The following is a 19,353-nucleotide window of genomic DNA, read 5'->3' as shown; positions in this document are numbered from 1 at the left end:
AAAAGATAAAATTTTCGGTGGCAATTGCGGAGGGGAAACACCTGTTTCCATTTCGAACACAGCAGTTAAGTCCTCCAGCGCCTATGGTACTGCAAGGGTGACTTTGTGGGAGAGTGGGTCGCTGCCGATTTTATTTCCATAGGGCGTAGCCAAGCGGTAAGGCAATGGGTTTTGGTCCCATGATTCGCAGGTTCAAATCCTGCCGCCCTAGCCACAATATTGTGGGCCATTAGCTCAGTCGGTAGAGCACCTGACTTTTAATCAGGGTGTCGGAGGTTCGATTCCTCCATGGCTCACCAATGACGCGGGGTAGAGCAGTCTGGTAGCTCGTCAGGCTCATAACCTGGAGGCCGTCGGTTCAAATCCGGCCCCCGCAACCAAATTTTTCTTATATGATTTTAGTTAGATACGGAGTGCCTGTGGTGCAACCAATTATATTCTTGTATGCTTTGTTTAAATACGGAGTGCCTGTGGTGCTACCAATTTCTCACACTTGATTTATTATTCAGTTGCATGTATAATTAATATATAAAATTTCGATAGTTTTCTTGCGGGAGTAGCTCAGCTGGCTAGAGCATCAGCCTTCCAAGCTGAGGGCCGCGGGTTCGAATCCCGTCTCCCGCTCCATTATACATGGGTCTATAGCTCAGCTGGCTAGAGCATGCGGTTCATACCCGCAGTGTCAGTGGTTCAAATCCACTTAGACCCACCAATTAAGAGGTATGAGGTAAGAAGTCGGAAGTAAGTATTACTTTCTTACTTCTGATATCCTACCTCCAACATCCAAACCGGAGAGGTACCCAAGTGGCTGAAGGGGCGGGTTTGCTAAACCTGTAGTAGGGTTTAACACCCTAGCGAGGGTTCGAATCCCTCCCTCTCCGCCATATGCCCTCATCGTCTAGGGGTCCAGGACACCAGGTTTTCATCCTGGCGGCAGGGGTTCGAATCCCCTTGAGGGTGCCATTTTGGGCGAATAGCTCAGTTGGGAGAGCACCTGCCTTACAAGCAGGGGGTCACAGGTTCGAGCCCTGTTTCGCCCACCATAAAAGAAGTTTTACTGAAACTCTCCTTTGAAAGCAAGGATAATTTTACCGATCCGGTACTCTCGTTGTAATATTATAAGGTTGCAGTACTAGACCATCGAGAGTTGTCGGAGATTAGAAATTAGAAGTTGTAGGGTTTGGAGACTTTTGAATGTGCAGTCAATCTACACTTTCATTCCAACTTCCAACCTCCGACATCTAACATCCAAAATGGAGGCGTAGCGTAGTGGTTTATCGCGCCGGCCTGTCACGCCGGAGATCGTGGGTTCAAATCCCATCGCCTTCGCCATTTTTTTGCCAATGTAGCTCAGCAGGTAGAGCACTTCCATGGTAAGGAAGGGGTCACCGGTTCAAATCCGGTCATTGGCTCCAGTGTAATATGGGGATATAGCTCAGCTGGGAGAGCGCTTGACTGGCAGTCAAGAGGTCAGGGGTTCAAGTCCCCTTATCTCCACCACAACGGATGTAAGAGGTAAGAAGTCAGAAGCAAGAGACTTAAATTTAGTGTTTTTAATGGTATTTATAATATTAATTAGGATTCACAGGTTGTTAGTTGGTTTTATAAGTGCAAACAAAATTTGCATTCAATCCTATCTCTGATATCCTACATCCTACTTCTAAAAAGCGGAGGGGTGCCCGAGTGGTTAAAGGGAGCAGACTGTAAATCTGTCGGCGATGCCTACGAAGGTTCAAATCCTTCCCCCTCCACCAGATGCGGGAATAGCTCAGCTGGTAGAGCATCTCGTTGCCAACGAGAAGGTCGCGGGTTCGAATCCCGTTTCCCGCTCCATATTTATACTTATGTATACATCACTCTAGCGTTTTATGTAGAGTGTTTTTTTATTATTATAATTTTTGGTTTTGATTAAATAAAATAAACCCTAGTTAAAAAAAGGAATTACTTATTTTATGAAGAAGTATAACTAAGTTATTTTTTTAATGAATATTTCAACCGGTTGCAAAACTTGTAATATAACGAGTATAATGATATATAAAAGAACTGTAAATTTAGTTAAAAAAGATGTGGAAATTAATTATACAAGATGCTTAATTAGTAATAAATAATAAAAGGGGAGATTGAAGTGAGAGCATATCATCGGAATAAATATCAGGAAAAACCTTTATACCCTTGTGAGCCGTGGAATATAACAGAGGATAGCTTTTCAGTAGAGACTAATCATCATAATGAGGCGATCTTTTCCCTCGGAAATGGGTATATGGGGATGCGAGGGACATTAGAAGAAGATTACTCTGGACCAGACTATACTTCTACACCAGGCATGTATATCAATGGTGTATATGGCTCAGAGGAGATAATATATCCTGAAGAGGCGCCAGATTTACCTCGTCAGAGTCAAACTATGTTAAACCTGGCAAAATGGTCATCTATCAATCTATATATTAATGGTGAAAAATATGACCTGCTTCAGGGTGAGGTGAGTGACTACAGTCGATCACTTGATATGAAAAAGGGTGTTTTGCTAAGGGAATTAACCTGGACCAGTCCTGGAGGAAAAAAAATATCTTTTAATATTTTACGGTTTTTGTCTCAGGATAAACCCCATTTAGGGATGATTATTTATAAATTTAAGCCGCTAAATTTTTCCGGACATGTTTTATTAAAGACAAGAATAATGGGTGATTCTACTAATTATCATCATTTGAGAAATAAAAGGGAACTTGTAGTTAAAGACAGAGGTTTTCAAGGAGAAATTGAGTACATTATTCAGAAAGCAACCAGTACATTTATTGCAACTGGTATGGCATGTAGGAATGTTTTAATACCTTCTAATGAAGGTGTTATTATAAGCAAAAAACAGCTGTCTTCAGAGAAAGGGCTTAGTGTTGAATATGAACTTAATGTTGAAAAGGGAAAAGAATATTCTCTACAGAGATATTTATGTGTATATACATCATTAGATTTAGGTCTTAATATTGGATTTTCAGAGCTTGAAAATAAATTGAAAAATAAACTTATAAATAACCTAAATATTGCTGTGGAGATGGGGGATAAAAATCTATTAAAAAAGCATACTGATTATATGGCAGAATACTGGAGTGATGTTGATGTAAAAATATATGGCGATCTAGCTTTACAACAGGCGTTCAGATTTAATGCCTTTCACCTTTTACAGTCTACCGGCCGTGACGGTAGAACAAATATTGCTGCTAAAGGTTTAACAGGTGAGTATTATGAAGGGCATTATTTCTGGGATACTGAAACATATATCATGCCGTTTTTCCTTTATAGTAGGGCAGAAATTGCCAAAAGCCTATTAATGTACCGCTATCATAACCTTGATAAGGCAAGGAAAAATGCTAGGAGGGTAAGACTTGATGGGGCTCTTTTCCCCTGGAGGACAATTAATGGTGAAGAAGCATCTGGCTTTTTTATGGGTTCTACTGTTCAATATCACATTAATGCAGATATAGCTTATGCTATTTATCAATATTATAATACCACTAAAGATAAGGACTTTTTGCATAATTATGGTGCAGAAATATTAGTAGAGACTGCCCGTATGTGGGTAGATCATGGTGGATATATACCACTTCGAGATGGGAAGTTTTGTATTAATGAGGTCTGCGGTCCTGACGAATATAAACCAGGTGTTAATAATAACTGTTATACCAACTATATGGCTAGATTCAACTTGCAGTGGGCAATAGAGGTGATTAAGAAAACTGCTGAAGAAAACCCTAAGGCATATCATGATTTAAAAGAGCGAATTAAGCTAGAGGAAGAAGAAATAGATGCCTGGCAAAAGGCTGCGGACAATATGTTTCTGCCATTTAATAAAGAACTCGGTATTCACCCACAGGATGATTCTTTTCTTTATAAAGAAGCAATCGATGTAGATGCTATTCCTTCTGAAGAAATATCTCTGGTAAAGCACTGGCATCCACTGGTTATCTGGAAATATCAGGTTATTAAACAGGCAGATGTAATATTGCTGATGTTGTTATTGGGAAATCTCTTTTCTTTAGAAGAAAAAAAAGCTAATTATGATTTTTATGAGCCGAAAACAACACATGATTCTTCCTTATCACCGGCTATTCACAGTATAATTGCGAATGAGATTGGTTGTATGGATGATGCCTATAATTATTTTATGATGACAGCCCGTTTGGATCTTGATGATTATAATAATAATGCTTATCAAGGTGTGCATACAGCATGTATGGCAGGTTCCTGGTTAGCTTTGATTAAGGGGTTTGCTGGCATGCGCAATTATGACGGAAAGTTATATTTCAATCCCTGTGTTCCTCGAAAATGGAAGGGGTTTGTCTTTAAGATAAAATTTCAGGATAGACAAATTAAGATAAGTGTTAAGCGTGATAAAACTTATTATAAGTTAATCACAGGTGAAGAGATTAGGATTTTCCATAAGGGAGAGAGATTCTTATTATCAGCTGGCAGAGGAATAGAAAAAAGCAATTTTTAAATTTTTAAGGAATTCATTAAAAAAAGAAGGAATTTTTTAATAAATGTTTAAATATAAATTATATTGTAGTGTTTTTACAACCGGTTGTAGAATTTTAAAAATCAGATATACAACCGGTTGAAAAAACATAAAATATAAGGGGGGGTTAATAGTGAAAAAAAGTATTTGGATGATGGTTTCAGCAATTCTACTTATGGGAGTAATTTTTGCAGTAGCTGTAAGTGCTGACGAGACAATAACAATTATGGGGGTCTGGGGTGGAAATGAATTAGAGGCCTTTACTAAAGTTATGGAGACATTTGAGGCTGCCTCTGGAATTGAGGTCGAGTTTGAAGGGACAAGGGATCTGCCTACTTTATTAACTACAAGGCTGGAAGCTGGTAATCCACCAGATATAGTTCATTTAACTGGTTTAGGAATGATGGAAGAACTTGCCCGGGAGGGAGATTTGGTAGATCTGATAGATGTACTTGATATGCCACAATTTAATGAAGATTATAATGCTGTCTGGAAAGAACTGGCTACATATGAAGATGGTATGTATGGTATATATATATCTGCTGATGTCAAGAGTTTAGTCTGGTATAATCCTAAAGCCTTTGCTGCTAAAGGATATATAATCCCGAGTGACTGGGACGATATGGAAGCATTAATGGATAAAATGATTTCTAATGGTGATATTCCCTGGGCAATTGGACTTGAGTCAGGTGCAGCCAGTGGATGGCCTGGGACGGACTGGATTGAAGATATTATGTTAAGAACTGCTGGACCTGAGGTATATGACCAGTGGGTTAATCATGATATTCCCTGGACTGATGAAAGGGTCAAAAGGGCGTTTGAGATTTTCGGTGAAATTGCACGAGATTCCAGTTATGTCTGGGGAGGACCGACGGCAGTGAATGCTAGTAACTTTGGTGATGCTGTAACACCTCTATTTGCTGAACCGGTTCAGGCTTATATGCATCGTCAGGCTAGTTTTATTACCAGTTTTATTAAAGATAATAACCCTGATTTACTTGCTGGTGAGGATTTTAATTTCTTTGCCTTTCCTGAAATTGAAGAGGAATATGGGACACCTGTACTTGGTGCTGCCGATATGATGGGTTTAATGACAGATAAACCAGCAGCAAAGCAGTTTATGAGATTTCTTGCCTCACCAGGGGCACAATCTATCTGGGTTAGTGAACTTGGTAAGATAGGTGTAAATAAGAGAATTAATCCAGCTGTTTATCCAGATGAATTAACAGCTAAAATGGCTGAAGTCTTGAAAAATGCAGAAGTGTTTAGGTTTGATGGTTCAGATTCTATGCCTAAAGCAATTGGCTCTGGTGCTTTCTGGACTGGGGTGGTGGATTATGTAAATGGTCAGGACCTTGATAGTGTCCTGGAATACATAGAATCAGTTGCTGATGAAACATATACATCTGGTGCAGCAACTAATTAAGGGGATGTTAATTAATGAAGTTGAAAAATCAAAAACTGTGGGTGGCCCTTTTTGTAGGGCCTGCTCTTTTTTTTATAACCGTCTTTTTATTATATCCGTCAATTCATACAATGATTATTAGTTTTCTGGGGAAACGCTCTGAGACATTTGTAGGAATGAAGAATTATATTTATTCCTTTACATCGCGCACAATGTTAACAGCTTTTAGAAATAATCTGATGTGGCTGGTATTTTTTACAGCAGGAACGGTTGGTATGGGATTATTAATGGCGATTCTGGCAGATAAAATTAAATATGAAAAATTAGCTAAAACAATTATATTTATGCCTATGGCAGTATCTTTTGTAGGAGCCAGTGTTGTCTGGAAGTTTGTTTATACATATAAACCGATATTTACTAATCAAATAGGCCTATTAAATCAAGTGATTGTATTATTTGGCGGCAGTCCAAAGGGTTGGTTGATGAAAGGCCCCTGGATGAATAATTTTTCTCTAATATTTGTAGGGATTTGGATCTGGACTGGATTTTGTATGGTACTTCTGTCAGCTGCCTATAAGGGCATACCCCGGGAATTAATGGAGGCCGGTAGGGTTGATGGTGCCAATGAGTGGCAGGTATTTACTAAAATAATTATTCCTTCAATGAAGAGTACTATTGCTGTAGTTACCACAACGATGATTATTAATGTACTTAAGATCTTTGATATAGTCTATGTAATGACAAACGGTAATTATGGAACAGAGGTTATTGCTAATAGAATGTATAAAGAAATGTTTCAGTATCGCAACTATGGTAGGGCCAGTGCAATTGCAGTGATATTGTTCCTGCTGATTATACCAGTTATTGTAATGAATATTAAAAGGATGAAAGGGGAGGACAGCTAATGGAGTCAAATAAAGCTTTTGCTAAAATCATCTTGCATCTTCTTATTATTATAACAATTTTTGTCTGGATCTTGCCTACTATGGGTTTATTGATTACGTCTTTTCGTCCAGCTGAGGATGTAAATAATACAGGCTGGTGGACAGTGTTCAGCAGTCCGTTGGATTTTACACAATATACTATCGAAAATTACAGTAGGGTTTTTCATTCAGTTGGAATGGATGTAGCTTTTAAGAATTCATTTTTAATTGCAATTTTTGGAACATTAATTCCGGTTGTTGTAGCAGCCTTTGCAGCCTTTGGCTTATCGAAATTAAGCTTCAAGGGTCGGGGTATAGTATATGGTATTATTATTAGTTTGTTGGTGGTTCCTTTACAGCTAACCTTTATACCAATTTTAAAACTATATAATATAATTAATTTATCAGGTACTTTTGTTGGCTTATGGTTAGCCCACACAGGATATGGCTTGCCCTTAGCAGTTTTTATGCTCCACAATTTTTTTCAGGGATTACCTGATGATTTATTCGAAGCAGCTTATATTGATGGGGCTTCAATCTGGACTGTATTTTACCGTCTGGCATTACCACTGTCAGTACCGTCGATTGCTTCACTTTTTATTTTTCAATTTCTATGGGTGTGGAATGACCTCCTGGTTGCCTTAATATATCTGGGTGGTAGTAGAAGTGTAGCACCATTAACAATGAAATTGACCAATCTAGTAGGTTCATATGGGCAGGACTGGCATTTACTAACATCTGCTGCCTTTATATCAATGATTATCCCTCTAATTATCTTCTTTTCATTACAACGTTACTTTGTAAAGGGAATATTGGCTGGTTCAGTAAAGGGATAAAAAGAGGATTTATAGATAAGATAGAGAATAACTATCTTTAAAGGTGATTATAAATGGGTAATAAAACAATGGAAGATATAGCAAAGGAAGCCAGGGTATCGAAGTCAACAGTTTCTCGGGCTCTGGGGGATGACCCCAGGGTAAATGAAAACACCAGAAAAAGAATTAAAAAACTTGCTAAAAAAATGAATTATCAACCACATAAAGCAGCACAGGCCCTAGCCAATAAAAATACTAATGTGATTGGGATAGTTTTCCCCAAAATACCACGTTCAATAGCGGACCCCTTTTTCCTGGAGTTTTTACAGGGCATTGGAGAGGTTGCTGTAGTAAGTGGATACAGCCTTACTCTACTTAATGATAGCAGTGATAACAATGATTATAATAAGTTGGAAAAAATATTTCACAAACATAATGTTGATGGTATTATCTTAACTGAGCCCAGGACTAATGACTCAAGGGTTACTTATCTTAAAAAAGAAGGATTACCATTTGTTTTTTTAGGGAATCCGATGGGGGATCAGGATGCTTACTGGGTAGAAACAGACAATAGAAGTGGTGCCTATCAGGCAGTAGATTATTTGATTAAAGCTGGTCATAAAAGGATTGCTACAATCACTGGACCTATGGGTTTAGTAGCAGGAAAATATCGTTTGCAGGGTTATAAAGATGCTTTGCTAGATAAGGGGTTGGCTGTTAATCCTGATTTTATAATAAATGCTGATTTTACCCAGAAAGGCGCCTATCGTGCTGCTAAAAAATTGCTGCTGAGTAAAGATTTTACTGCTATATTTGCAGCAAATGACTTGATGGCCCTGGGGGCGATTAAGGCCCTAAAAGAACAGGGTTTAACAATACCAGGAGATATAGCTATTATGGGATATGATGGCATTCAGATTGGTGAGTTTATTGATCCTCCATTAACAACCATTAGTCAGCCGGGTAAAAAGATGGGTGAGATAGCTACAGAGCTTTTATTAAAATTAATTCAGGGGGAATATATAAGTGAAAACCATGTCCTGCTTTCACCTGAATTGATAGTCAGGGACTCAGTATAAGTAAAACAGCTGTTTTCCATAATATTATGATATTTATGGTAAATTTTCTTGACAAAAATAGCTAGTATATATATAATCCCATATTTGACAGTTGAAAAAGCAAAAAGCCGTATAAACCTTATAAATAAAAGGTTTCTTACGGCTTTCTTTATGTAAAAAAGTGCGTATTTTTTTAATTTTTTGTGTCTCTAATTATTTTTTTAATTTTTTTGTTAGTGATAATCTGATAGTCTGTTCTAAAACCAAAAATCTCATGTAAATTATCAGTAAAATTATTTCTGGTATAAGCAGGGATATAGCCTTCGCCTCTGGCTTCTAGAAAATTCATGTTTTTCAAATTTCGGATGATTGTTGGACAAGTAAATTCACTGTTCAGTCGTTTTTCAAGAAGTCGGTAAATCAACAATGAAATAAAACAGGTTATAAAATGAGCTTCAATGCGTTCATCTTTACTTAAGTAAACCGGTCTTGCTTTGAATTCCGTTTTTATAATTCGGAAACATTCTTCGATTTGCCAACGACCTTTGTTGACCTTTATAATCTCTGAAATATTAGCCTCTAAGTTGGTACAAATACCATAAAATCCATCGTATATCTTTTCCTTATCAATTACATCCGTGTTGATATGATAGATTTTTTTGTTGGCGATTTCGCCGTCATCTGTACAAGTCGTTGTTTTAATAAAACGGCGATAATCGTTTTGGCTTGCTTTACCTATTTTGGATGGATTGGAATCAATTTTCTTTTGAGCCCGTAAAATTTGTTCCTGTCGGATACGTCGCTGATAATTACGATATTTAAAACTAAAAGTAACAATCATTTTTTGCTCTAAGCCATTTTCTTTAATCCACCGTTCTTTATAAAAGACTTTAGAAAGCCAACGTTCTTTTTTATGGTTGTCCTTTATAGCGTTAATTTTTTCTTCCAATTCAGAAAGGTTATACAATTTTTGGCTATCTGATAAAGACCAACCCCTTGGGTTAAGGGCCCACTCTTTAAGGTGTTTCCTTAATTTTTTAACCGATTGAGTTGTGATAAAGGCACGATTACCAATATCATTAAAGCGTCGATTATTATAGGAGGCAAGACCAGCATCCGTACAAACAACAAACTTTGATAATTTAAAATCATCAATGATTTTTTTCTCTAGAGGTTTTAAAGTTGTTTGTTCATTGGTATTTCCTTTGTGAATAGAAAAGGCAAGAGGAATACCATCTCCATCCATGAAAAGGCCCATTTGTACAATGGGATTAGGACGGTGTTCCTTTGAAACTCCATACTGTTTCAATCCTTCTTCCTGCTCAATTTCAAAAAAGTAATTGGTACAATCATAGTAAAGAATACCTGTATTACGTTTGGAAACTTTTAAGCTGTTTTTATATAGAGTGCTTTGAATAAAATTAGACTCTTTTGCCAAAATATCAAGAGCTCGATAAACGTGTTGAAGATCAAAGTTTGGTGGCTCAATAAAAGTAGCTGCCTGACGATGCGTTGTTAACTTAGATGAGGGAAATAAAATACGTCCATAAACCAGTCGAGATAAGATATTATTAAGATCAAACGTAAATTTATATTTATTAGATAATCTATCACAAAGTTTATCAAGAGCAAGTTCATAATATATTTTTTGAAGAAAGAGATAACCACCATTAAAAACCCGTTGTTGGTCTTTTTTGATTTTTTTAACAGGAGAATATTTAACAATAACTTTCTGTTTTTTCTGCCGTTCTTTTTCATTCAATTCCTTAATATATTCTTTTGCCCATTGGATAGGGTCTTCTCCGTTTAACTTCTCTAATAACTCATCATATGTACCAAGTTTCTCTACAATTTTGGTTGTGCGTTTTCCTCTTACGTTTATATCCTTAATGACATAGAGAGAAGACGCATTTTTGGATTTACTAATATTCAATCGCATAAAAATTCCCCCTTATCCTTATATCATACCACATTACGGTAAATTACGCAATAGAAAAGTGGAAAATTTGACATAAAAATAAGCCTATATCAAGGCTTTCGGAGATTTTTATCTTATGCAACTGTCAAAAACCCGAGTTTATTGATCCTCCATTAACAACCATTAGTCAGCCGGGTAAAAAGATGGGTGAGATAGCTACAGAGCTTTTATTAAAATTAATTCAGGGGAATATATAAGTGAAAACCATGTCCTGCTTTCACCTGAATTGATAGTCAGGGACTCAGTATAAGTAAAACAGCTGTTTTCCATAATATTATGATATTTATGGTAAATTTTCTTGACAAAAATAGCTAGTATATATATAATAGTATAAAGAATATTAAACAGACGACTACATAATATTTTTTTGAGCACTACGTTCAAACGATTGCATAATTTGCTCAACTCTTATATTCTTAACAATCTGATGATTAGGTATAATCGAAATTTAAATATTAAATATAATTTTTTAAATATTTGCATTTAATAAAATAGACGTTTTTGCAAAATGTAGATTTTGAACAAGGAAAAATATTAATAGTGATGATGGATATGTTGCTGCTTGTTGTTTTGGCTAGTGTTAGATAAATATTTAAGGATTAATTCAGATACTACTTGTACTATGTTGCCTATAGTTAAAAATAGCTTGGCAATAGTGATTTTATCTAAAATATCTCAAAATTCTATTTTATTTTTGACTTGAATGCGCATGACTTCAGGTGGTTTTCTTGCCTATTTCATATATCCTCAACATTATTGTTTTATAGTCAAATCATAATATAAATTATTAGTTTAGTAATGACTAATTTATTATTTAAGTAAATATTCAAAGGTCCAGAGTGTAATCTTTCAGATTACCTTAGTATAAAATGATTTAAATTTACTTTTATGTGCAAACGTTTGAAAGTATTACATAGAATCTGTTGTAGAACAATAAAAAGAACAAATATATAATTTTGTACATAATACACATATATTTTTATGTTAATTTTATGGTATCTCAGAAAATGAAATCTATTTTCATGAAGAAAAATTCGGCTTATACAAACGTTTGCAGATGTTATAAAAAAGAAAGGGTGTAGGAAAATGAAGAAAGTATTACTTTTAGTTGTAAGTTTTATCTTTTTACTAACATTAAGTGTAGGTGCAACAAAGTTAGTGGCTTGGCAGAGTTCGGGTTCTCAGGAAGAATTTATTAGAATGATGGGTAGGATTTATGCAAAGGAGACAGGAATCGAAATTATTGTTGAACCAGTGGATCAGTTAAATCAGGATGATAAACTGGCTTTGGACGGTCCTGCAGGTAAAGGCCCTGATATTTTAGCCTGGCCCCACGATCAATTGGCTGTTCCTATTTTACAGGGGCTTTTATGGCAGATTCCAGAAGACCAAATTGATTTAAGTTTATATGCTAATTCTGCTGTTCAGGCTATGCGTTTGAATGGTAAACTATATGGTATTCCTTATGCCATGGAAACGACTGCTTTAATATATAATAAAGATATTATTTCAGAGATACCTGATACATTTAAGGAGTTCCTGGAAATAGTAAATGAATTAAATAAACCAGCGGAAAACCAGTTTGGTTTTATGACAAAATTAACTGATTTCTATTATATGTATGGTTTTATTTCTGGATATGGTGGTTATATCTTTAAACAGACAGAAAATGGCTATAATGTTAATGATATAGGATTAGCCAATGATGGAGCAATCAAGGCAATGAAGCTAATAAAATCCTTTAGGACTTCGGGATTAATGCCTGAAGGAACAACTTATGATGTTATGGATGGACTTTTTACTGATGGTAAATTGGCGGTATGTCTTGTTGGTCCATGGGCTTTTAGTAATTATAAAAGAGCAGGGATAAACTATGGAATAGCGCCTCTCCCTGAACTAGATAATGGAGAATACCCTCGTACTTTGGTTGGGGTAAAGGGCTATTATATTAGTGCTTTTAGTAAAAATAAAGAAGAAGCTCTTAAATTTATCAAGTGGTTGACCTCCAAAGAAAATAATTTAAAACAGTATCAAGAAACAGCTATTATTCCTGTACGTAAAGATGTTGTATCTTTACCCGAATTTAAAAAAGACAAAGATTTCAAGGGGTTTGCTGTTCAGGCACAGCGTGGTGTTCCAATGCCTAATATTCCAGAAATGTATCAAGTCTGGGAACCTATGAATAATGCCCTTGCTTTTGTTGCTAATGGTCAGGCTTCTCCTGAAGAAGTAATGGCTGCTGCTGTAGAGCAAATTGAAGAGAATATTGAAATGATGAGGAAATAATGTAAAATTAAAATGAAAAAATACAAATAAAATAATACAAAAATTTAAGAGAGTCTATAAAATATCAATTTAAGTGGTTGACTCTATTTTTTTTCTAAGTAAGTATAAGTGATATTGTTTTAAAAATGTAAATAGATAGAGTCAGCTGCTGATGTTATTTAAACGGGGTGAATAAATTTGAATTTTAAAAATAGTGGGCTAAAAAGAAAAAATCGTTACATAGCAGCATTGTTATCTACTGTGTTTATGGGAGTCGGGCAATTATATAATCGTCAATGGGTTAAGGGTATTTTATTTACTTTGTTAAATTTTTTTATAGTACTTAATAGTGTTTCCTTTTTGTTGCAAAATTTACAGGGTTTTATAAGCTTAGGTGAAACCCCAATGGAAGATCATTCTTTATTCATGCTGGTTTACGGTTTGTTATCTCTTTTACTTGTTTTAGTGGTAATTGGTCTATATGTTTTTAATATTTTTGATGCATATAAAAATGGAAAGTTACGTGATAGGGGTAAAACACCTGCTAAAATAAAAGAATCCTTCAGAAATTTAATTGAAAGTGGTTATCCTTATATTGTTTTATCACCAGGTCTTATTGCGATAATTTTTATTACTATTTTGCCTTTGATATTTTCAATATTAATTGGTTTTACCAGTTATGACTTATATCATTTGCCACCAGGTAGTTTATTTGAATGGGTTGGTTTTAAAAATTTTATAGAAATATTTCAAATTAGTGCCTGGAAAAATACTTTTATTAGGGTTGCCCTCTGGACAGTTGTCTGGGCAGTTTTATCTACAGTAACAACATATTTTTTAGGAGCTGTTATTGCTGTTGTATTAAACAATCCCAGAATTAAATTTAGAAAAATAATTCGAACTATTTTGATTTTGCCGTGGGCCATACCTGGTTTTGTTAGTATACTTATGTGGAGGGGGATGCTAAATACTAATTTTGGTATTGTAAATCAAATGTTGAATCTTCTTTTTAATCTTGAACCAATACGGTGGCTACAGGAACCTTTCTGGGCTAGGACAGCGATATTGTTAGTTAATTTATGGCTTGGTTTTTCCTATTGCATGATTTTAATTACTGGGATATTACAGAGTATTCCAGTAAATCTATATGAGGCTGCTATGATTGATGGAGCTGGACCATGGCAAAAATTTAGATATATAACCATACCTCTTCTTTTATTTTCCATTGCTCCCTTGATGATTATGACCTTTGCTTTCAATTTTAATAATTTCACACTTATTTATCTTTTAAATGGGGGTGGGCCAGCTAAATTTGGTTATAGAGGTAATGCTGGTTCTACTGATATTTTGATATCCTGGGTTTTTAAATTAACTGCAGAAAAAAACAAATATAATTATGCCTCTGCAATCTCTTTAATAATCTTTATTGTACTAGCAATATTTAGTGTTTATAACTTTACACGCACTAAGTCTTTCCAAGAGGAGGAAATGTTACAATGATTAAATCTAAAAGAATTCGAAGTAATATTGGCTTGATTTTATCTTATGTTTTTTTATTGTTAATGATAATGATAGTTATCATTCCAGTTTTTTGGATTTTTACTGCATCACTTAACCAGGGGAGTAGTCTATATAGTAGTACAATTATACCTGAAAACCCTGTCTTTACCCACTATAAGGAATTATTTACAGAGACCAGATTTCCTATCTGGTATTTAAATAGTATTAAGGTTGGTTTATGTGCATCTTTACTGACTGTTATTTTAGTTACTTTTACAACTTATGCCTTTTCTCGTCTTAAATTTTATGGTCGAAAAAAGGGTTTAATGGTTATGCTGGTTCTACAGATGTTTCCAGCCACAATGAATATGGTAGCCCTTTATGTGTTATTAAATTTAGTTGGCTTATTAGATACCCTTACAGGACTTATTTTGATTTATGCTGGGGGTGCTGTCCCATATAATACATGGTTAATGAAAGGGTATCTTGATACTTTGTCCCGTTCTCTGGAAGAAGCGGCTATTATAGATGGTGCTTCACGCTGGACAATTTTATGGAGAATAATTTTGCCCCTCTCTTTACCAATTATTTCTGTGATAGCTGTCTTTAGTTTTATGGCCCCATTTACTGATTTTTTGCTGGCCCGTTTAATTTTAAGATCACCAAGCAATTGGACCCTGGCGATTGGTTTACATGACTTCATAGCAGATAAATTTGGCCAACACTTCACCCAATTTGCTGCAGGGGCGTTACTGGCAGCCTTACCTGTTACAATATTATATCTTTTCTTACAAAATTTATTAATTGGAGGGTTAACTAAGGGTTCGACAAAAGGATAGTTATTTATTGATGTGTTTATATCTAAATCAATCTAAGTATCAAGGCTTGATTTAGGAAAATAAATCAAATCATGCTGTTCAAACGATTTCATAATACGTTTATTTGAAATTAATCAGATTGATTAAACAGTTGAGGGAAGGAGAGGTGTATAAATTACTGTGATAGTGAAATAAGGGGGATGTAAGGGTGAAAATTAAGTTTCTTTTTTTTGAAAAATGCAAATCATTCTGGTATAAGTTCATGGGTAAATTTAAATTACATAGTAGGTTATTACTTTCTTTTTTAATTGTTTTATTAATACCAACATTATTAATTTCTTACAATAATTTAATATCATCCAGTAAAACTATTAATAAAGGTATGAAAGATAAATTATTAATAGCTAAAAATATAGTAACAAAAATTTATAGAGAAGAGATTATTGCAATTAAAGGCCTGGCTATTATTAAATCTAATGAGGGTAGTGTACAGAAAGGAGTGAAGAATAAAAATCTAATTACACTTATGTCCCTTTTCCCGAGTGCCTATCTAGATGAAAATAATATTGATTATTTGGAGATATTTGATTTAAAGCAGGATAGTATTATTAAAAGAGGCAGTCTGAAGATAAATAATTCTCTAGATAATAAGTTAATAAAACTTGCTAAAGAAAAACGGATTAATTTTGTTCAAATTGACATGACGTCAGAAGGTATATTACTTAGAGGTATTTCTGCTATAACAGATAATATTTTTGCTGAAAAAACACAGGGATTATTGGTAACTGCAAGACTATTGGAGCAGAATTACTGGATTAATTTGAGTGATGAGCTTCAGATGGAATTTTTATTATTTGATACAAAGGGGAAATTAACTACCTCTTCTTTGGTCAATTTAGATAGTCAGCATATTGATTTCAGCAAGAAAAATAATGAAAAAGATATGATATGGGCTGATATAAATGTTAATGAGGAAAAATATCATATGCTTAGAGTTCCAATAAGAGATCATAATAATGAATTAATAGCTTACTTAGGGATAGCCACATTAAAAACCCCAGTAGTAGCTGCTATTAATTCAATGAGAAATTCTATTTTATTTTATGGGTTAATGGGTGTGGTGATAGCAATAATAATTGCTATATTTCTGAGTAAAACCATTAGTAATCCGATAAGGAATTTAATTAATGTTGTTGATAAAATTTCAAATGGAAATTTGACTGAAAAGATAAATGTTATTGGTAAAGATGAAATTTCAAAGCTATCTATTTGTATAAATAGTATGGTTTTAAATTTAAAAAACATTGTTGTAGAAGTAAAGAATAGTGCTAATACAGTGGCAGCTACATCTCAGGAGTTAGCGGTTTCAACAAAGGAAGCCAGTTCTACAACTCAAGAAGTTACAGCTATAAGTGAAAAAATATCAGTTAATAGCAATGAACAGGTAAAAAACATAGAGGAGACATCACTAATTATAAAAAATATTTCTAATTCGATAAAGAATGTTGCAGATGATGCACATGAGATGGCAGAGCAAGCACATAATATTGGGGGAGAAATAAGGTTGGGTAAGGATGCTTTTGAAACCTTGCTGAAGCAGATTGATAGTCTTAGTAATATAGTTAAACAATCGAGAGGGGTAATTCAGCAACTAGCTATGAAATCTAGAAAAATAGATAATATAGTTATTTTAATTGGTGAGATTGCTGAACAAACTAATTTATTGTCTTTAAATGCAGCCATTGAGGCAGCGAGGGCTGGTGAACAGGGGAGGGGTTTTGCTGTGGTTGCTGATGAGGTAAGACAACTGGCTAATCAATCAAACAAGGCTGCTATAAATATTAGTTTTATTACCAAAGAAATTCATCAGGATACAGAAGAGGCTGTTAAAATAATGGAAAATGGCTCAATAATTCTTAAAGAAGGTAATGTAGCTACTACTAAGGCTCGTGAAACATTCCTTGATGCAATTAGGGCTGTCAAGATAAGTTCAGAGGTTGCCAGTAATATTGCAAAAGCAACCCATAGGCAAGAATGTGAAAGCGAAAAAATGGTTAAGGATGTTGAAAGTATTAATAGGGTCTCAAAGCTTTCCTCTACCAGGGCAAAGGAAATAAATAAGGCGATAAAGGAACAGTTATATTCAATTGAGAGTATTGCTAATTCTTCTCAGCAGTTGGCTGGTATGGCAGATAAACTAAATTTTTTAATTGAAAAATTCAAAGTATAACTTTAAATAGCTAGAATAGGTTTATAGTTGAGATAATGCAAACGTTTTAACTCAAAGACTACATATCTAAAGCATTTTTAGGGGGGTGATTTGAATGCTGTAAATATATAGAAGTTAAAGAGGTTAGGATTTGAAAGAAAATAGTTATTTGAACTTTGTCAAGAGGTTGTTAATAATTGAGGGGGTATTTAAAAATTGAAAAAAATTATTTATCTTGTATTTGTTGTTTTAGTTATAGGACTGCTTGTAGTGCCAGTAAATGCTCAAACTACAATTAAATCAGTTGGAGAGGGGCAAGTTGAGGTTGCTTTTACTTATGCTGGATACCTAAATTCTGATAAAGTATATGTTGCAGGTGAGTTTAATGATTGGAATAAAAATGATCCAGAATGGAGAATGAAAAAAAAGGATGGTATTTGGAGTTTAACTAAGGTAGTGGCAGAAGGGGAATATCAATATAAATTTACTGTATTTACTAGTGGAATAGTAAGTTGGGTTTTAGATGAAGATGCATCCAGTTTTGCCCCTGATGGTTACGGAGGACAAAATTCTGTATTAATTGCTGATGCCAATGTTACCTTTGGCCCTAGAATAATAGCATTGGAAAAACAAATGGCTTCAGTAAACCAGGGGTTTGAATATCATGGTTATGCTAGATCAGGTTACATGGTAAGTAGTAATGGAGGGGCTGCTAGTAACCAACTCCCATCTTCTTTTAGATTGGGAAATGAAATAGATACTTATGTTGAAAATACCTTTGCTAAAACGTTCTCTTCTGATAATGGTTCCTGGATGAAAGCAAGTTTTATGCTAGTTAATAAAAACGTAGAACATAGTACCTGGACTACTACTGAAGGGTCATGGGAAGATGATGGCCTTTTGCGCCAGGCTTATGTTGAAGGTAGTGGTTTTGATTTTGCGCCACATATAAATTTCTGGGCTGGTAAGAAATATTATGGTAGAAGTGATGTTCATATAAGTGATTTTTACTGGAGAGACTATAGTGGTTATGGTGCCGGAATAGACAATGTAAATTGTGGAAAAGGAAAGTTTGGCATGGCCTATATAGGACACTCTGGGTATGAGGGGGACTATTTTGATGGTGTTGGTGAATATTCACAACATAATATTGACTTCCGTTTTACTGAACTACCAGTCCCTGGAGGAAATATGGAGTTTGAACTTACTTATGCCTATGCTAAGGGTGATGATGAGGATATTGATAATCTTTCAGATGGAGGATTAGCAGTAATTTATAATCGGAATGATTTTTATGGTGCTACAGATGGTACTACTACTACTGCGGTACAATTTGGCACAGGTATTCTTGCAGGTGATGGTCTGGGTTCTTCATATGCGACATGGATGTTTGAGGATGCTAGAAGTGTAAGATTTTTAACTTATGGTGTTGCTAATGTGAGTGATAAGGTTGATATAATGCCACAATTAGTTTATCAATCAGATAGGAATAAATATGGTGAAGATGAAGATATATCTTCTATTGCATTAGGTGCTAGATTAGTACACTATATAACCAATAATTTTTCAATGCAATATGAATATGGTGTAGATAGGGTTGAACAGGAATTTTCATGGAATTCAGATGAATATACGGTTCATAAAATAACTATAGCTCCTACTATAAAATTGGATAGTACATTCTGGAATCGGCCGGAATTAAGATTCTTTGTTACTTATGCTACTGGTGATGAGGAAGCAGATTGGGCTTCAGAATATGAGGAAGACTCTGGTCTAGCATATGGTGTTCAAATGGAAACATGGTGGTAGAGATATAGGATTAATTTTTAGTATTTAAGTAATTCCCCTGATCTGTAAAGTCAGGGGGGTTACTTA

General features: G+C 34.8%; 11 protein-coding genes, 13 tRNA genes and 1 rRNA gene. 24 read left to right on the top strand and 1 reads right to left on the bottom strand.

What is annotated here, in order from left to right:
* The first annotated feature begins 13 nt into the window (after window positions 1-13).
* The 19 genes from rrf to D7D81_RS00380 all read left to right on the top strand — a co-directional run bounded on the left by rrf (window position 14) and on the right by D7D81_RS00380 (window position 8,729).
* A 5S ribosomal RNA gene (gene rrf, locus D7D81_RS00470) occupies window positions 14-130 on the top strand.
* A 9-nt stretch (window positions 131-139) separates the two neighbouring features.
* Window positions 140-214: transfer RNA gene (locus D7D81_RS00465), tRNA-Gln, on the top strand.
* 9 nt (window positions 215-223) lie between these two features.
* Window positions 224-299 (top strand) — tRNA-Lys (locus D7D81_RS00460).
* 4 nt (window positions 300-303) lie between these two features.
* Window positions 304-380: transfer RNA gene (locus D7D81_RS00455), tRNA-Met, on the top strand.
* A gap of 170 nt (window positions 381-550) precedes the next feature.
* Window positions 551-627 (top strand) — tRNA-Gly (locus D7D81_RS00450).
* Window positions 628-635: 8 nt separating this feature from the next.
* Window positions 636-712: transfer RNA gene (locus D7D81_RS00445), tRNA-Met, on the top strand.
* A gap of 78 nt (window positions 713-790) precedes the next feature.
* A tRNA-Ser gene (locus D7D81_RS00440) sits at window positions 791-884 on the top strand.
* Between the two features lie 3 nt (window positions 885-887).
* Window positions 888-963, top strand: a tRNA-Glu gene (locus D7D81_RS00435).
* A 4-nt stretch (window positions 964-967) separates the two neighbouring features.
* A tRNA-Val gene (locus D7D81_RS00430) sits at window positions 968-1,043 on the top strand.
* Between the two features lie 212 nt (window positions 1,044-1,255).
* A tRNA-Asp gene (locus tag D7D81_RS00425) sits at window positions 1,256-1,332 on the top strand.
* A 7-nt stretch (window positions 1,333-1,339) separates the two neighbouring features.
* Window positions 1,340-1,415 (top strand) — tRNA-Thr (locus D7D81_RS00420).
* Between the two features lie 9 nt (window positions 1,416-1,424).
* Window positions 1,425-1,500: transfer RNA gene (locus D7D81_RS00415), tRNA-Ala, on the top strand.
* 169 nt (window positions 1,501-1,669) lie between these two features.
* Window positions 1,670-1,754, top strand: a tRNA-Tyr gene (locus tag D7D81_RS00410).
* A 3-nt stretch (window positions 1,755-1,757) separates the two neighbouring features.
* Window positions 1,758-1,833, top strand: a tRNA-Gly gene (locus tag D7D81_RS00405).
* 292 nt (window positions 1,834-2,125) lie between these two features.
* A complete protein-coding gene (locus D7D81_RS00400; RefSeq protein WP_125986268.1) occupies window positions 2,126-4,489 on the top strand; it encodes a glycoside hydrolase family 65 protein in 2,364 nt (787 codons plus the stop codon).
* A 151-nt stretch (window positions 4,490-4,640) separates the two neighbouring features.
* On the top strand, window positions 4,641-5,933 hold the full coding sequence (locus tag D7D81_RS00395) for an ABC transporter substrate-binding protein (RefSeq protein ID WP_125986267.1): 1,293 nt from the start codon (window positions 4,641-4,643) through the stop codon (window positions 5,931-5,933).
* A 14-nt stretch (window positions 5,934-5,947) separates the two neighbouring features.
* Window positions 5,948-6,817: a carbohydrate ABC transporter permease gene (locus tag D7D81_RS00390; RefSeq protein ID WP_125986265.1), complete on the top strand. Its 870-nt coding sequence runs from the start codon at window positions 5,948-5,950 to the stop codon at window positions 6,815-6,817.
* Entirely contained in the window at window positions 6,817-7,671 is an 855-nt protein-coding gene (locus D7D81_RS00385) for a carbohydrate ABC transporter permease (protein ID WP_125986263.1), read from the top strand. The genes D7D81_RS00390 and D7D81_RS00385 overlap by 1 nt, the downstream gene beginning before the upstream one ends.
* A gap of 53 nt (window positions 7,672-7,724) precedes the next feature.
* Entirely contained in the window at window positions 7,725-8,729 is a 1,005-nt protein-coding gene (locus D7D81_RS00380; RefSeq protein WP_125986261.1) for a LacI family DNA-binding transcriptional regulator, read from the top strand.
* A 172-nt stretch (window positions 8,730-8,901) separates the two neighbouring features.
* Here D7D81_RS00380 and D7D81_RS00375 read toward each other — a convergent pair whose 3' ends face one another.
* Window positions 8,902-10,647: an IS1634 family transposase gene (locus tag D7D81_RS00375; RefSeq protein WP_125986259.1), complete on the bottom strand. Its 1,746-nt coding sequence runs from the start codon at window positions 10,645-10,647 to the stop codon at window positions 8,902-8,904.
* Window positions 10,648-11,772: 1,125 nt separating this feature from the next.
* Here D7D81_RS00375 and D7D81_RS00370 point away from each other — a divergent pair.
* The 5 genes from D7D81_RS00370 to D7D81_RS00350 all read left to right on the top strand — a co-directional run bounded on the left by D7D81_RS00370 (window position 11,773) and on the right by D7D81_RS00350 (window position 19,287).
* Window positions 11,773-12,972, top strand: coding sequence for an extracellular solute-binding protein (locus D7D81_RS00370; RefSeq protein ID WP_125986257.1), 1,200 nt, complete (start codon window positions 11,773-11,775; stop codon window positions 12,970-12,972).
* A 177-nt stretch (window positions 12,973-13,149) separates the two neighbouring features.
* Window positions 13,150-14,451, top strand: a complete 1,302-nt coding sequence (locus D7D81_RS00365) for an ABC transporter permease subunit (RefSeq protein ID WP_286170008.1) — start codon at window positions 13,150-13,152, stop codon at window positions 14,449-14,451.
* Entirely contained in the window at window positions 14,448-15,290 is an 843-nt protein-coding gene (locus D7D81_RS00360; RefSeq protein ID WP_125986255.1) for a sugar ABC transporter permease, read from the top strand. Before D7D81_RS00365 ends, D7D81_RS00360 begins: the two co-directional genes overlap by 4 nt.
* A gap of 187 nt (window positions 15,291-15,477) precedes the next feature.
* A complete protein-coding gene (locus tag D7D81_RS00355; RefSeq protein WP_125986253.1) occupies window positions 15,478-17,499 on the top strand; it encodes a methyl-accepting chemotaxis protein in 2,022 nt (673 codons plus the stop codon).
* Window positions 17,500-17,694: 195 nt separating this feature from the next.
* Window positions 17,695-19,287, top strand: a complete 1,593-nt coding sequence (locus D7D81_RS00350; protein ID WP_125986251.1) for a carbohydrate porin — start codon at window positions 17,695-17,697, stop codon at window positions 19,285-19,287.
* Window positions 19,288-19,353 lie beyond the last annotated feature (66 nt).

The organism is Halocella sp. SP3-1 (genome assembly GCF_003953885.1).
Taxonomy (GTDB): Bacteria; Bacillota; Halanaerobiia; order Halanaerobiales; family DTU029; genus Iocasia; species Iocasia fonsfrigidae.
This window is presented reverse-complemented; position numbering and strand designations above follow the sequence as displayed.

Coding starts and splice junctions, on each gene's coding strand:
- D7D81_RS00390 (WP_125986265.1), top strand. CDS start 5,948: ATGAAGTTGAAAAATCAAAAACTGTGGGTGGCCCTTTTTGTAGGGCCT.
- D7D81_RS00380 (WP_125986261.1), top strand. CDS start 7,725: ATGGGTAATAAAACAATGGAAGATATAGCAAAGGAAGCCAGGGTATCG.
- D7D81_RS00375 (WP_125986259.1), bottom strand. CDS start 10,647: ATGCGATTGAATATTAGTAAATCCAAAAATGCGTCTTCTCTCTATGTC.
- D7D81_RS00385 (WP_125986263.1), top strand. CDS start 6,817: ATGGAGTCAAATAAAGCTTTTGCTAAAATCATCTTGCATCTTCTTATT.
- D7D81_RS00370 (WP_125986257.1), top strand. CDS start 11,773: ATGAAGAAAGTATTACTTTTAGTTGTAAGTTTTATCTTTTTACTAACA.
- D7D81_RS00360 (WP_125986255.1), top strand. CDS start 14,448: ATGATTAAATCTAAAAGAATTCGAAGTAATATTGGCTTGATTTTATCT.